General features: G+C 65.8%; 16 protein-coding genes. 5 read left to right on the top strand and 11 right to left on the bottom strand.

The window, feature by feature from the left end; genetic code table 11:
* The first annotated feature begins 33 nt into the window (after positions 1-33).
* On the top strand, positions 34-432 hold the full coding sequence (locus tag APS40_RS10435) for a MarR family winged helix-turn-helix transcriptional regulator (protein ID WP_055046984.1): 399 nt from the start codon (positions 34-36) through the stop codon (positions 430-432).
* Positions 433-445: 13 nt separating this feature from the next.
* The gene (locus APS40_RS10430) at positions 446-1732 is read left to right on the top strand and encodes an MFS transporter (protein WP_055046983.1); all 1287 of its coding nucleotides are present in this window, start codon (positions 446-448) and stop codon (positions 1730-1732) included.
* Positions 1733-1761: 29 nt separating this feature from the next.
* Here the strand turns inward: APS40_RS10430 and APS40_RS10425 are convergent, their stop codons facing one another.
* The 6 genes from APS40_RS10425 to APS40_RS10400 form a co-directional block, all read right to left on the bottom strand.
* Positions 1762-3891 (bottom strand): EAL domain-containing protein, encoded by a 2130-nt coding sequence (locus APS40_RS10425; RefSeq protein ID WP_055046982.1) that lies wholly within the window; start codon positions 3889-3891, stop codon positions 1762-1764.
* Positions 3892-3974: 83 nt separating this feature from the next.
* A complete protein-coding gene (locus tag APS40_RS10420; protein ID WP_055046981.1) occupies positions 3975-4295 on the bottom strand; it encodes a hypothetical protein in 321 nt (106 codons plus the stop codon).
* Between the two features lie 7 nt (positions 4296-4302).
* Positions 4303-4713 (bottom strand): hypothetical protein, encoded by a 411-nt coding sequence (locus APS40_RS10415; RefSeq protein WP_055046980.1) that lies wholly within the window; start codon positions 4711-4713, stop codon positions 4303-4305.
* Positions 4701-5168, bottom strand: a complete 468-nt coding sequence (locus tag APS40_RS10410; protein WP_055046979.1) for a hypothetical protein — start codon at positions 5166-5168, stop codon at positions 4701-4703. The genes APS40_RS10415 and APS40_RS10410 overlap by 13 nt, the downstream gene beginning before the upstream one ends.
* The gene (locus tag APS40_RS10405) at positions 5156-5632 is read right to left on the bottom strand and encodes a hypothetical protein (protein ID WP_055046978.1); all 477 of its coding nucleotides are present in this window, start codon (positions 5630-5632) and stop codon (positions 5156-5158) included. Before APS40_RS10405 ends, APS40_RS10410 begins: the two co-directional genes overlap by 13 nt.
* Before the next feature lie 251 nt (positions 5633-5883).
* On the bottom strand, positions 5884-6372 hold the full coding sequence (locus tag APS40_RS10400) for a GNAT family N-acetyltransferase (protein WP_055046977.1): 489 nt from the start codon (positions 6370-6372) through the stop codon (positions 5884-5886).
* Between the two features lie 85 nt (positions 6373-6457).
* On the opposite strand from APS40_RS10400, the gene APS40_RS10395 reads away from it, so the two are divergent.
* Positions 6458-7105 carry a LysE family translocator gene (locus APS40_RS10395; RefSeq protein ID WP_055046976.1) on the top strand — a complete coding sequence of 216 codons (648 nt, stop codon included), beginning with the start codon at positions 6458-6460 and terminating at the stop codon, positions 7103-7105.
* A 17-nt stretch (positions 7106-7122) separates the two neighbouring features.
* Entirely contained in the window at positions 7123-7974 is an 852-nt protein-coding gene (locus tag APS40_RS10390) for a 23S rRNA (adenine(2030)-N(6))-methyltransferase RlmJ (protein WP_055046975.1), read from the top strand.
* A gap of 160 nt (positions 7975-8134) precedes the next feature.
* Here the strand turns inward: APS40_RS10390 and APS40_RS10385 are convergent, their stop codons facing one another.
* The gene (locus APS40_RS10385) at positions 8135-8554 is read right to left on the bottom strand and encodes a GNAT family N-acetyltransferase (protein ID WP_055046974.1); all 420 of its coding nucleotides are present in this window, start codon (positions 8552-8554) and stop codon (positions 8135-8137) included.
* Positions 8555-8712: 158 nt separating this feature from the next.
* Between APS40_RS10385 and APS40_RS10380 the strand changes: the two genes are divergently transcribed.
* Complete coding sequence (locus APS40_RS10380) at positions 8713-9894, top strand: MFS transporter (RefSeq protein ID WP_055046973.1); 1182 nt, start codon at positions 8713-8715, stop codon at positions 9892-9894.
* A gap of 32 nt (positions 9895-9926) precedes the next feature.
* Here the strand turns inward: APS40_RS10380 and rlmN are convergent, their stop codons facing one another.
* From rlmN to thpR, 4 genes are all read right to left on the bottom strand, one after another.
* A complete protein-coding gene (gene rlmN, locus APS40_RS10375; protein WP_055046972.1) occupies positions 9927-11153 on the bottom strand; it encodes a 23S rRNA (adenine(2503)-C(2))-methyltransferase RlmN in 1227 nt (408 codons plus the stop codon).
* A gap of 177 nt (positions 11154-11330) precedes the next feature.
* Positions 11331-11840, bottom strand: a complete 510-nt coding sequence (locus tag APS40_RS10370; RefSeq protein WP_156342904.1) for a hypothetical protein — start codon at positions 11838-11840, stop codon at positions 11331-11333.
* A gap of 109 nt (positions 11841-11949) precedes the next feature.
* Positions 11950-12489 (bottom strand): invasion associated locus B family protein, encoded by a 540-nt coding sequence (locus APS40_RS10365; RefSeq protein WP_156342903.1) that lies wholly within the window; start codon positions 12487-12489, stop codon positions 11950-11952.
* Positions 12490-12692: 203 nt separating this feature from the next.
* Positions 12693-13232, bottom strand: a complete 540-nt coding sequence (thpR, locus tag APS40_RS10360) for an RNA 2',3'-cyclic phosphodiesterase (RefSeq protein ID WP_055046969.1) — start codon at positions 13230-13232, stop codon at positions 12693-12695.
* Between the last annotated feature and the right edge of the window lie 52 nt (positions 13233-13284).

Genomic DNA, 13284 nt, shown 5'->3' with positions numbered 1-13284 from the left:
CTCGCCTGCAATTATGGGTATATACCCGCATCCATGTCCGACCCCTGTATCTGCATCGCGGTTCGCAAGGCGAGCCGCAAACTGACGGCCCGCTATGACGCGGCGCTCGAACCGGTCGGGATCAACCTGGCCCAGTTTTCGCTGTTGCGGAACATCTCACGGCACGAGCCCGTCTCGCTGACGCGACTGGCCGAAATCGTCGAGCTCGACCGCTCGACATTGGGGCGCAACGTGCGGGTGCTGCAGCGTATGGGGCTGGCGGCCATCACGCCGGGAGAGGACCTGCGCGAGGCGGCGCTCAGCCTCAGCGCGGCGGGGCAGCAGACCCTGCAGCGGTCCGTGCCGATCTGGGAAGGCACGCAGGACGAGATTCAGCGGCGGCTGGGCGCCGCCGGCGCAGCCCAGCTCGAAGCCCTGCTCGGGGCACTCTAGAGGATCATCGACGATGCTTTCCGACCGCCTGGCGGTGTTTCTCGCAGCGCGCAACATTCACTACGGCTGGGTCGTCGCCGGCACGACGTTTCTCGTCATGCTGGCGACCGCGGGGGCGATGGGCTCGGCCGGAGTGCTGATCCAGCCACTGCAGCAGGAGTTCGGCTGGACCACGGCGGAAATCTCGTCGGCGCTCGCGGTCCGACTGCTGTTCTTCGGGGTGCTCGGGCCATTCGCTGCCGCCTTCATGAACCATTTCGGCATCCGCCGGGTCGTGATGACGGCCCTGGGGCTGATCGGCGCCGGCATTGTCGGCTCGCTGTTCATGCGCGAGCTGTGGCAGCTGCTGGCGCTGTGGGGCATCGTCATCGGGGTCGGCACCGGTATGACGGCGCTGGTACTGGGCGCCACCGTGGCGTCGCGCTGGTTCGAGAAGCGGCGCGGGCTGGTGGTCGGGTTGATGACGGCCAGCAATGCCACCGGGCAACTGATCTTTCTGCCGTTGCTCGCCAACCTCGCCGAGACCGTCGGCTGGCGGGCGGCGCTCGGTTTCATCGTCGTGGTGCTGGCGATCGCCTTCGCGCTGGCGCTACTGCTCAAGGACTATCCTGCCGATGTGGGCCTCGCGCCCTTCGGCGGCTCGCCGCAGCCCAGGGTGGTGCGTTCGCGCAAGCTCAGCGAACTGGTGGCATCGCCGATCCGCGCGTTGCGAGAGGCCGCGCGGACGCAGGTCTTCTGGGTGCTGTTCGCGACCTTCTTCGTCTGCGGGTTTTCGACCAACGGGCTGATCCAGCAGCACTGGATCTCGATCTGCGGCGATGTCGGCATCACTCCGACCGGGGCGGCCGGCTACCTGGCGCTGATCGGCATCTTCGATTTCGTCGGCACCATCGTCTCGGGCTGGCTTTCGGATCGCTACGACAATCGCTGGCTGCTGCTCGCCTATTATGGCTTGCGCGGCATCAGCCTGTTGTTCCTGCCCTATTCGGGTTTCTCGCTCGCCATGCTGACGGTGTTCGCGGTGTTCTACGGGCTCGACTGGGTGGCAACGGTGCCGCCCACGGTCAAACTCACGGCGCAGCAGTTCGGGGCGGAAAAGGCCAGCCTGGTGTTCGGCTGGGTGTTTGCCGGCCACCAGCTGGGAGCAGCGTCCGCGGCTGCCGTCGCAGGGATCGCACGCACCGAACTCGACACCTACACGCCGGCGCTGCTGCTGGCGGGGGTGCTCTGCCTCCTTGCGGCGCTCCTGGTGCTGAGCATCGGCCGGCCGAAGCGGACCGAGGCGACGATGGCGGCCTAGCCGCCGCCCTTGACGTCCCCGCAAGAAACTCAGGAGGCGCGGCGCAGCCGCGGGCGCTGCCGGCCTTCCTCGGCCAGCATCTCGGTGACCGCCTGCGCGCCGACCGGCGGCGAGAACAGAAAGCCCTGCACCTCGTTGCAGCCCTGGTCACGCACTGCGCTCAGCTGCTCTTCGGTCTCGATCCCCTCGGCGGTGGTCGACATGCCCAGCGATTGGCCCAGCCCGATCACCGCCTTGATGATGGCGATGCTGTCGCCCTTCGACTTGAGGTCGCGCATGAAGGAGCGGTCGATCTTGATCTTGTCGAAGGGGAAGCTGCGCAGGTAGCTCAGCGACGAGTAGCCGGTGCCGAAATCGTCCATCGAGATCCTGACCCCGAGTGCGCGCAGCTGGTGCAGCGTCCTCAGTGTCGGTTCATTGTCCGACAGCAGCAGCGACTCGGTGATCTCGAGTTCCAGCCGGGTCGGCGGCAGCCCCGAATCCCTGAGCGCCGCCTCGACCGTTTCGTAGAGCCGCTTGTTCTTGAACTGCACCGGGGACAGGTTCACCGCCACCCGCACATCGTTCGGCCAGCTCATGGCGGTGCGGCAGGCTTCACGCAGCACCCACTCGCCGATCTGGACGATCAGGCCGGTCTCCTCGGCGATGGGGATGAATTCGGCCGGCGAGATGGTGCCGCGGTCGGGTGCATCCCAGCGCAGCAGCGCCTCGAGGCAGGTGATGCGGTTTTCCTTGAGGCCGACCAGGGGCTGGAACATCAGCCGCAGCTCGCCCTTGGCCAGGGCCAGGCGGAGGCCGGCTTCGATGGTGCGGCGCTTCTGGATCGCCGCGTCCATGCCCGGCTCGAAGAAGTGATAGGTCGAGCGGCCCTCGTTCTTGGCCTTGTAGAGCGCCAGGTCGGCGTTCTTCATCAGGATTTCCGAGGTCTCGCCATCCTGCGGCGCCATGGCGATGCCGACCGAGGCGCCGATGACCAGCTGGTGGCCGTCGATGCTGAACGGGTTGGCCATCGCCTTGACGATGCGCTCGGCAATGGCGGCGGCTTCGGCCGCCGTGTCGGTGGTGCGCAGCAGCAGGGCGAACTCGTCGCCGCCGAGGCGGGCCAGCAGGTCGCTCTCGCGGGTGGCGCCCCACAGGCGCGCCGATACCTGCTGCAGCAGCTTGTCGCCGAGCGAGTGGCCGAGCGTGTCGTTGACCGCCTTGAAGTGATCGAGGTCGATACAGAGCACGGCGATGTGCTCGCCGCGGCTGAGGCCGGGTTCGGCCGCCGCCATCTCCTCGAGGAACTGCACCCGGTTGGGCAACTGGGTCAGCGCGTCATGCCGGGCGAGGTGGCGGATCCGCTCTTCCTGCTGGCGCTGCTCGGTGATGTCCTCGTGTGTGGTGACCCAGCCGCCGTCCTTCATCGGATGGTGCTGCATCATGATGGTGCGGCCGTTGAGCTCGTGGATGTTCTTGCCGTACTCGCCGCGGGCAATCACGTCGCGGCGCCAGCGGATATAGTCCTCGCGATTGGCGCCGGCCTGCATGCCTTCGTCGAACAGGTGGCCGAGGATATCGTCGAGCTGCGTGCCGGGGCGCAATAGCTGCTCGGGCAGGTTGTAGATGCGCTGGTAGGGCTGGTTGCAGATCACCAGGCGACCCTTGGGGTCGTACATGCACAGGCCCTGCGAGATGTTGTTGACCGCCGCGTCGAGCCGGATGTTCTGGCGTTCCAGCTCGCGCTTGCGCTTCTGGATGATCTCGGAGGAGGCGATCTCCTCGGTGACATCCTCGTGGGTGACGACCCAGCCCAGCCCCGGCGAATAGACGTGGGCGGTCTCCAGCCAGCGATCGCCGGCAACGCGCTCGCGCACCTTGGAGCGAGCGCCGCCGCGATTGGCGAGCAGCTCGGCCTTGTAGCCGGCGAGGAACTCGGCGGGCGATTGGTCGGGATGGTTGCCCATCTCGGCCGAGAGTTTCACCACCGCTTCCAGCGTCATGCCCTTGCGCACGCGCCGCGCCGAAAAGCCGTAAATGTCGAGATAATGCTGGTTGAACATCACCAGCCGGAACTCGGGCGACCAGACGCAGAAGCCGTAGGGAACCGATTGCAGCGCTGCATCGAGCAGCAAAGCATCGGCGGCCTTTTTCGCGGAATCAGCTGACAGCGCCGTCACTTCTGGTCAGGCCCCTCAAATCCCCACAACCAACCGCGAACGCTAGCGAACGGCAGTTAACATGGTTTTAAGCGGGGCGCCTACTATTCGAGGCCGACCTTGAGCATCTCTATTTCGGCTTTGAGCTTCTGGATTTCGAGTTCGTAGAGCCGCGCGCAATTGAGCCGGGTCGGGGCTTCGCCGAGCGGAATGATGACGCGGGCGTAGCCGACGGCGCTCTGGCGGCCATCGTTGTTGCTGTCGGGATAGCCGGAGTCGTTATTGTAGGCGCTCGAGAGGTCGCCGCCGGCAATGCCGAGATCGAGATAGCCGCCCGACGAATTGATCGACTGGCTGCAGCGCACGCCTTCGGATGTGGTGATGGAATCCTCGCCGCCAGGGCCAACCGGCGGGGGCGGCAGCATCAGCCCGTCAGCCGCCAGCGCCGGCCATGCGGCCAGTGTAGCGACCACAAACACGCGGCAGAATCGGGCCATCGAGCGCGGCAGGCATGACACAGAGCGCAATTGTCCGCTCCTTCTTGGTTGGGTCGATATCGAAGGTGACGATCACCGGACGGGTGAAGCCGGGCGCCATGGTGAGCTTGGCCGGTTTGACGACGACGCCGTCGATCGGCGTCTGGTAGTCCGGCTTAAGGGGGACCAGCACGAACGTCATCTTGTGGTCGTAGGGATTGCCCACCTGAAGACGAAAGGCCTTCTTGTCGGAGGGGGTCAGGCCCGACTTTTCCAGCGGCGACAGGGATTGGGCCAGCACCGGTGACGCAACTGCAAGGCCGACCACGGCGATCAGCGGTGCGATGACAAGTTTCAGGGATGGCATGTGACGATGGTCCTCGTGGTGTAGGTGCCGGGTGGGAAGCCGCTGGCGTTGCTGACGCGGTTGTGCAGCGTCATGGTGAGCGTGACGGCGCCGAGGACCCCGGTGCTGAAGCTGGTGCTCGAGCTGGTGTAAGGCTGGCTGGCGCCGGGGAAGAGCCCGAGGCCTGCGGCGGTGTAGGAAACGGCGCGGGTTTCGAGGCCGGCATTGTAGCCGCCGGGCGACTGGACGAGGGTGGGAGGGTCGACCGTTATGGTCGGTCCCTCCAGCAGGCTGAGCAGGATATTGACGGTTGCGGGGGTGTTGCCGTTGACCTGCGAGCCGAGAACCGTGTTGTCGAGCGAGTTCCTGAGCGTGCCGGAAGATACCACGTTGAGCGTGCAGGCGAGCGCCGGTAACGGCGCCGCCAGCGCCGCAAGCATCACGATGCCCGCACTGGCGTGGATCACGGCGCGCATGTGACGACCGTCCGGGTGGTATAGGCTCCATCGGGGAAGCCGTTGGGATTGGTGATGCGGTTGTGGATGGTCAGCACCGAGGCGGCGATGGTGCCGAGCGACCGTGTGGTCTGGCTGGTGGTATAGGCCTGGCTGACGGACGACAATCCGCTGGCCCCCTGGTAGCGCACTTCGATGGCCTCGCCGGCGGAAACATATCCGGCTGGCTGATTGGTGCGGGTCGGGGCTCCGACGGTGAGCGTCGTCGCCCCGATCGACAGGATGGTGATGCTGCCAGGCGCGCCGCCGGCCTCTTCCGAACCCAGGGTCGTGCCGCTGGTGTAGTTGAGCCCGAGGGTGCCGTTGGTGCTGGCGCTCAGCGTGCAGCCGGCAACCACGGTGCCGGAGAAATCCACGTTGACTGCCATGGCGGGCATGCTGCCGGCCAACAGGCAGAGGGTGGTCGCGACGAACAGTACACGCATGACTTTTACTCCAGGTACGCGATGAACTTGCCCTGAAGTGTCAGTATTTCATGGTTAATGAATGCTAAATATTGCTGCCGGCTAGGCGTTAGTGCGCAAATCAACCGGGAGCAGGCGCGTCGACCGGCAAGAAAGGCCTAGCGGTCAGGCACGCGATAATACGCATCTACCTACGTGCGAGAGCGCGGCTGCTGGCAAGCTTGAACCTCAGGGGGCTGAAGTCTTCCGGCGGCACCGATGCAGCGGTTGGCTCACGCCGGCTTCACCATCACGTAATCGGTGAACTGGTAGGGCCCCATCTGCACCGGGACGTGCTTTTCAACTTCGAACCCCTGCGCGCGGTAGAAGGCGATGGCGGCGGCGTTGCCGTCGTTGACATAGAGCGCCACCGGCAGCTCGGCGCCGAAATGGGCGCGGGCCGCCGCGATCAGCGCCTTGCCGAGGCCGAGGCCGCGGGTTTCGGCGAGCAGGTAGAGTTTCTTGATCCAGACCCGGCCATCGGCGCGATAGGCCGAGGCGTAGCCGACATCGCGACCCACATGGGTCGCCAGCCAGTACTGGTGGCCGCGTTCGGCGATGTCGGCCTCGAGGGTCTCCAGCGCGTAGATCTCGGCCAGCATGCCCGGAATGCGGTCGGCCGGCAGGATGCCGGCAAAGGCCTCGGGCCAGATGCGCCAGGCGAGATCGGCAACCCGCGGCAGGGCGTCGGCGTCGATCGGGAAAATCAGCGAGTTGGACATGCCCCGTTGTGGCGCGCCGAGGATGGGGCTGGCAAGCGGCTCGGCACCGTGTCAAAGACGGATTGAACCCAAACGGTGCCGCGCCATGCCAAGCTTCGTCCCCGACCTGCCGGTGATCCTCGGCTTTGCCGTCGCGACCTTCGTGCTGATGATCACGCCCGGGCCAGACATGGCGCTGCAGATGAGCCGCGCCATCAACTATGGGCGGGCGCATGGACTGGCGGCGATGTTCGGGGCGATGACCGGCATCATGGTGCACACCACGCTGGTGGCGTTCGGCATCTCGGTGCTGATCCTCGCCGCGCCGCCGCTGTTCATGGCCCTGAAGATCGCCGGTGCCGTCTACCTGATCTGGCTGGCCTGGCAGGCCATCATGCATGGTGGCGGGCTGCGGCTCGCCGAGGCGGCGAAACGGCCCCCGACGCTTTGGCAGAGCTTTGCCACCGGCCTTGGCATCAACCTCCTCAACCCCAAGGTGGTCCTGTTCTTCGTGACGTTCCTGCCGCAATTCGTCGAAGCGCATGACCCGGCGGCGGCCGGAAAACTGTTGTTCCTCGGGGCGCAGTTCGTGGTGCTGTCGATCCCGCTGGGTTTCCTGATCGTCTTCGCGGCCGAAAAGCTGGCCGCCGCGTTCCGGCGTTCGAAATGGGTCGAGCGGGCGCTCAACTGGAGCTTTGCCGCGATCTTCACCGCCTTCGCCGCCACCATCCTCACCGCTCAGGCGCGGCACTAACAAATGAAGCGTTCCGCATGAACTACTCTCACGCCTTCCACGCCGGAAACTTCGCCGACGTGATGAAGCATCTGATCGTCACCCGGCTGGTCGAGTACCTCAAGAAGAAAGACGCAGCGTTCCGGGTGATCGATACCCATGCCGGGATCGGCAAGTACGATCTCACCGGGGAGATTGCGAAGCGTTCGCCGGAATGGGTGGACGGCATCGGCAAGCTGTTGCAGGGCGGGCTGCCACAGAAGGCGCAGGCGCTGGCCGAGCCTTATCTCAAGGTGATTGCCGAGCTGAACCCCGGCGAAAAGCTCGAAACCTATCCGGGTTCGCCCCTCCTGGTGCGAAAACTGTTCCGGCCGCAGGATCGCCTCTCGGCGCTGGAGCTGCATCCCGAATATGCCAAGCGCCTGGGCACGCTGTTCGAGGGCGACGTGCAGGTGCGGGTGATCCACCTCGATGGCTGGCTGTCGCTGAACGCCCATGTGCCGCCCAAGGAGAAGCGCGGCCTGGTGCTGGTCGATCCGCCGTTTGAGGAGCGCGGCGAGTTCGAGCGGCTGGTCGACGGCCTGGTGAAGGCGCATGGCAAATTCGCCACCGGCGTCTATGCGCTGTGGTATCCGCTGAAGGACACCCGCGCGGTGCACGATTTCATCTCGGCTTTGCGCGATACCGGCATCCCCAAGATGCTCCGGGCCGAGCTCAGCGTCCGGCCGGCCTCGAACCCGCCGCGGCTGCACGGCTCGGGGATGATCCTCGTCAACCCGCCATTCACGCTCGAGGGAGAGCTGCGCGTGCTGCTGCCGGCGCTGGCGCAGCTCCTGGGCGATCCCGGCCAGGGCCGGCACAAGCTGGAGTGGTTGCGCGGCGAGGAGTAGCGCCATTGCGGATCCGGTGGGAGCCGCCCCCCACCCCTGTCCCCTCCCCGCAAGGGGGAGGGAGACCATAACACTGGCCTCTCAGTCTGCGTCTCCCTCCCCCTTGCGGGGAGGGATTAAGGGTGGGGGTCAGCCCGCACCGGCGGAAGTCGTTCCCCACCTAGAGCTGGAACTCGTAGTACACCATCTTTTCGCCCTTGCCGCCGACCTTGAGGTAGAGCCCGTTGGCCTCGAGGTTGTCGAGTTCGGTGCCGAGCCAGGCCTCGCGGCAGCCCAGTTCACGGCCCCAGGCGAACATCGCTTCGACCAGGCGGCTGGCGATCCCCTGGCGGCGGTGGGTCGCGGCGGTGCCGACCTCGTCGATATAGAGTTCGGTGGGCTTGTCGGGGTGATAGTGGACCACCGCGGCGCATTGGCCGACCACCAGCCCGCCGTCGAAGGCCAGCAGCATCAGGTGGCCGGGCCCACGCAGATAGGCCTCGAGCCGCTCGGGATGGATGGGTTCGTCGAACACCTCGGGCGCGATCTCGGCAAAGTCGAGGTCGTTGCCGGGTTGCATGCGTCTGATCTGGATGGGCATGGCCGGTCTCCGATGAAGGGAGGCGTCACCAGCAGAGGCCGGATCAGACGTGCCGAAGGGCACCGCGCCGTGGTTGCCGCGCCGGAGCGGGCCAGCTAGGTGTAACACTCCGCCGTCTCGCCCTTCAACTCACGCCGGTGGCGTGACGAGGTTCTCCCGTGTCGTTCAGTTCCAGCCTTGCGTTGTTCAAGGTGCCATCGTTCACGCCGGCACTGCTGGCGATCCTCTGCTCGGTGCTCGCCGAAGCGGTCGGGTTCAGCTACATGGCGCTGCTGGCGGTCGAAAAGATCGGCATGAGTCCGCTGGAGCTCAGCGCCTTCCTGACGCTGTCGGCGATCTCCGGCATTGCGGTGACCACCGTATTCGGGCACCTGCATGACAGGCGGCCGGTGCTCTGGCCGCTGTTCGTTTCACTGGGCGCCAAGGTCCTCGCCTTCGGCCTGTGCGCCGTGCTCACCCAGGGCTGGATGTTGATCGCCGTGGCCGTCGCGCTGTTCGGGCCGAGCTCGGCCTCGTTTGCGCTGATGTTCGCCATGGCCAAGGGCTTTCTCGATCGGGTCGGCGGGGAAACGGTGTCGCGCGGTATGGCGAGCCTCAGGGTGGCTTCATCGCTGAGCTGGGCCATCGGGCCGGCGCTCGGCGCGGCACTGGTGGCGGGCTGGAGCTTTACCGGCGTCTTTGTGGGTGCGGCGCTGCTGTCTGCGCTGGCGCTGGTGGTGGTGTTCACGTCCCGGATCAAGGTGGTGCCGGCCGCGACCGAGGAGCGGCAAAGGATCACGCCCGGCGTGGTCTTGGCCGCAGCGCCGGCGGTTATTGCCATGACGGCTTTTCACACCTCGATGTTCATGGGCTCGAACGCCATGTCGATCGTGGTCGCCCGGGAACTGGGCAGCGAGACCGATGTGGGACTGCTGTTCAGCCTCTGCGCGGCACTCGAAGTGGTGGTGATGGGGTTGTTCGTCGTTCGCCCGATGCGCAAGGCCAGCACTGGCCTCCTGGCGTTCGGCTTCCTGCTGTTTGCAGGCTACTTCATCATGGCAATCTTCTGGCCGACCTTGCTGTCGCTCTATCTGGGCCAGATCCTGCGCGCCGCGGGAATCGGCATCCTCAGCGTCGTCGGAATGGCTTACGTACAGGAATTGCTGCCCGGCCGGGCTGGCGTCGCTTCGGCGCTGTTCGGCAATACCATGAGCGCCGGCGGCCTGCTTTCGGGCCTCGGGACGGGCCTGTTCGCCGAAGCCTTCGGCTACTGGTCGATCTTTTCGGTCTGCGCCGCCCTCTGCCTCGTGGGCGCGGCGGTGCTTTTCGTGCCGTCCAGGCAGAGCACCGAGGCCGCCTGAACGCGGGGGCTCAGGCAAGCTCACAAGGCGCGTCAGGCGGTGAGCGCGTCGCGCTCCTTCTTGGTCAGCCGCTCGGTCTCGCTCTTCAGCTGCCCGCAGGCGGCGAAGATATCGCGGCCGCGCGGAGTGCGGACCGGGCTCGCATAGCCGGCATTGTTGACGATGTCGGCGAAGCGCTCGATGCGCGACGAGCTCGAGCAATCGTAGTTGGTGCCGGGCCAGGGGTTGAACGGGATCAGGTTGATCTTGGCCGGAATGCCGGCGAGCAGCCGGACCAGTTCACGCGCGTCGGCGTCGGAATCGTTGATGTCCTTGAGCATCACGTATTCGAAGGTGATGCGGCGGGCATTGGAGAGACCGGGGTAATCGCGGCAGGCCTGGATCAGCTCCTTGAGCGGATACTTCTTGTTGATCGGCACCAGCATGTCGCGCAGCTCGTCGCGCACCGCGTGCAGGGAGATGGCCAGCATCACGCCGATCTCGCGGCCGGTCGGCTCGATGAACGGCACGACGCCAGAGGTCGAAAGCGTAATGCGGCGCTTCGACAGCGAAATGCCGGCTTCGTCCGAAGCGATCAGTAGCGCCTGCTTGACGTTGTCGTAGTTGTAGAGCGGCTCGCCCATGCCCATCATCACCACATTGGTGATGGCGCGGCTGTCGCCTTCCGAGCCGCCCGAACCGCGCGGCGCCGGCACCAGGCCGCCGTCGTTGGGGCGCACGCCGCCGGGGAAATCGCCCAGCCGCTCGCGGGCCATCAGGATCTGGCCGAGAATCTCGCCGGCCGTGAGGTTGCGCACCAGCTTCTGCGTGCCGGTGTGGCAGAACGAGCAGGTGAGGGTGCAGCCGACCTGCGAGGAGACGCAGAGCGTGCCGCGGTCTTCCTCGGGAATGTAGACGGTTTCGACCTCTACCGGCGGCAACAGCGGGTTCCTGGGGTCGCGGAAGCGGAACAGCCATTTGCGGGTGCCGTCGATCGAGATCTGCTCGCTGACGATTTCGGGCCGATCGAGCAGGAAGCTGTCGGCGAGCTTCTGCCGGAAGCCCTTCTGGATGTTGGTCATCCGATCGAAGTCGGTGACGCCGTTATGGTAGATCCAGTTCCACAGCTGGCTGGCGCGCATCTTCGCCTCGCGCTCGTCGAGGCCGATGCCCATCAGCGTATCGCGCAGCTCGGGCTTCATCAGGCCGACCAGCGACGTCCGCCCGGATCTGGGGCGGTCGGGGTGGGCATGATGATCGAGGTCGAGGGCGATACTCATGGTGCGGGCGGCTCTCTCAGCGTGCGCAAATTGATGATGGCGGGTCGACCGGCAAAGTTCGACCACGCTCCTTCAGGGCGCGGCCTGTAACATAGTCGCAAAGTTTGCGCAAAACACGGGGGCGGGAGGCTGGCTTGCGCAGGATGAGCGGCGGCGTGCTCAGGCCGAGCCGATCGCTCAGCCGGTGCAGCTCTCGATGGCGCGGCTCGCGGCGGTGGCGCCCGAGAGCGAGAAGGTCTCGGTGATGCGAATGCCCTTGTCGCTGGTGCCCTCGATGACGACGGTCGAGCCGGCGCGCAGCGCTCCGGCGAGGTTGTCGTTCTGGTTGGGGTCGAGCAGCCAGGCAGCGTCCTTGTCGGTGAACAGCTCGAAGCTCTGGCCGCTGATCGTCGCCGTCGCCGTGGTGTCGGGCGCGAAGGTGAACCCGGCAACCAAGTTCAGCTCGTTGCGGACGCTTTCGGACGGCCGATTGGTGAGATACAGCCAGGCTTCGGTGAACTCGTCGGGGCTGGGGGTCACCTCGGTGGGCTTGCTGAGCGCAAAGCACACCGGCCCCGTCGACTCGGTCGCGGTATAGGCGGTCCAATCGCGAAACTCGCCGAGCAGCTTGACCGATTGCGCCATGGCGCCCCCCGACAATGCCGGTACGAGCACCGTGGCGAGAGCTGCAAGAGCGCGGAGGTTCATGGATTGGGCCTCGAGGGTTCGGCGGTTGGTAGCAGGCAATGCCTGCCCGGTTCAATCGCCGAACGCGCTGCCACGGCGGACAGTTTCACGCCGAGCGTGAAACCGGGCGTCAGCTGCAGGCCTTGTTGATTTCGCCAAGCGCGGCAGTGACGCCGGACAGGCTGTAATTGTCCACCATCTTGTTGCCCTTCTGCGAGGTGCCGTTGACCGTCAACTTGCTGCCGGCCTTCAGCGCCTCGACGAAGTTCGCTTCGTCGGCCTCGACCGCCAGCCAGGCGGCCTCACCTTCGGTCACCATCGGGAAGGTCTTGCCGTCGATGGTGGCGGTGACGCTGGAATTGGTGGGGTGGAACGGATAGCCGACCTGGGTCTGCACTTCGTTCTTGGTGCCCAGGCCCTTGCGGTTGATCACCAGGAAATGGATCGGGCTGCGCCGCACCGGGCTGCCGTTCACTTCCTTGGGGCTCCAGTCGTCCGGCGTGGCGGAGATGTAGCACATGGGGCCGTTGGCGTCGCTGCCGGTCCAGGCCGTCCACGCCTTGAACGTTCCCAACTGCTTGATTTCCTGCGCTGAAACCGGCGCGGTCGCCAAGCCGAGGCAAAGGCCCGCAGCCAGCAGACCAGCCAGCGCCAAACGAGATGATGTCATCGCCCGAACATCCTTGTCCGAAGTTGCGCAACCAGCACCTGAGCATCCTGCCATGGTATGGTTACCAAGGTCTCAAACCGGCCGCGAATTTGAATTAAGTCGTGACCTTAGCGGCAATCGTGTCGGCAATTTGACGCGGCAAATCGCCGAAAATTCTGTTTGGGCCTGCATGGTGAAGGAAGCGTTAACGGCCGCTTCCGACCTCACGCCGCCAGGGGATAGCTCTGCTCGACCAGGTAGGGGCCGCCCCCGACGGAGTCGCGCGAGGAAAACAGCACGAAGCGTCCGACCTTGAACTCCAGCGGTTCGAAACGGCCGGAGAAGGCAATGAAGCGCGCCACCTCCTCGGCGGAGACGCCGCGGAGGCGAGCGAGCGCCACGTGCGGGACGAACTTGCGCCCCTCGGGGGCAAGCCCGCACCGCTGCAGTACCCGTTCCTGGGCGGCCTGCAGGCGCAGCAGGGCGGCATTGGTGGAGCACCCGGCGAACAGGGCCCGGGGGGTGTTGCCGCCGAACGAGCCCAGATGATCGAGCTTGACGGTGAAGGCTTCGCTGTCGGCCAGCCGATCCAGCATATCGGTCACTTCGCTCGCCACATGGTGATCGACGTCGCCGATGAAGCGCAAGGTAATGTGATAGTTCTCGGTGTCGATCCAGCGCGCCCCGAACAGGCCGCCGCGCTTCAGCGAGAGCGCCAGCCCCACCTCGGGCGGGACCTCGATTCCGGTAAAGAGCCTGGGCATTCGACCCTCCCTTTGCCGCGGTAAGCCCGGATGATTCGGGCTCATCTCCATC

The organism is Devosia sp. A16 (assembly GCF_001402915.1).
In the GTDB taxonomy this organism is placed as follows: domain Bacteria; phylum Pseudomonadota; class Alphaproteobacteria; order Rhizobiales; family Devosiaceae; genus Devosia_A.
This window is presented reverse-complemented; position numbering and strand designations above follow the sequence as displayed.

Coding starts and splice junctions, on each gene's coding strand:
- APS40_RS10395 (WP_055046976.1), top strand. CDS start 6,458: ATGCCAAGCTTCGTCCCCGACCTGCCGGTGATCCTCGGCTTTGCCGTC.
- APS40_RS10390 (WP_055046975.1), top strand. CDS start 7,123: ATGAACTACTCTCACGCCTTCCACGCCGGAAACTTCGCCGACGTGATG.
- APS40_RS10420 (WP_055046981.1), bottom strand. CDS start 4,295: ATGCTGCCGCCCCCGCCGGTTGGCCCTGGCGGCGAGGATTCCATCACC.
- APS40_RS10370 (WP_156342904.1), bottom strand. CDS start 11,840: ATGAACCTCCGCGCTCTTGCAGCTCTCGCCACGGTGCTCGTACCGGCA.
- APS40_RS10385 (WP_055046974.1), bottom strand. CDS start 8,554: ATGCCCATCCAGATCAGACGCATGCAACCCGGCAACGACCTCGACTTT.
- APS40_RS10435 (WP_055046984.1), top strand. CDS start 34: ATGTCCGACCCCTGTATCTGCATCGCGGTTCGCAAGGCGAGCCGCAAA.
- APS40_RS10415 (WP_055046980.1), bottom strand. CDS start 4,713: ATGCCATCCCTGAAACTTGTCATCGCACCGCTGATCGCCGTGGTCGGC.
- APS40_RS10410 (WP_055046979.1), bottom strand. CDS start 5,168: ATGCGCGCCGTGATCCACGCCAGTGCGGGCATCGTGATGCTTGCGGCG.
- APS40_RS10405 (WP_055046978.1), bottom strand. CDS start 5,632: ATGCGTGTACTGTTCGTCGCGACCACCCTCTGCCTGTTGGCCGGCAGC.
- thpR (WP_055046969.1), bottom strand. CDS start 13,232: ATGCCCAGGCTCTTTACCGGAATCGAGGTCCCGCCCGAGGTGGGGCTG.
- APS40_RS10430 (WP_055046983.1), top strand. CDS start 446: ATGCTTTCCGACCGCCTGGCGGTGTTTCTCGCAGCGCGCAACATTCAC.
- APS40_RS10365 (WP_156342903.1), bottom strand. CDS start 12,489: ATGACATCATCTCGTTTGGCGCTGGCTGGTCTGCTGGCTGCGGGCCTT.
- rlmN (WP_055046972.1), bottom strand. CDS start 11,153: ATGAGTATCGCCCTCGACCTCGATCATCATGCCCACCCCGACCGCCCC.
- APS40_RS10400 (WP_055046977.1), bottom strand. CDS start 6,372: ATGTCCAACTCGCTGATTTTCCCGATCGACGCCGACGCCCTGCCGCGG.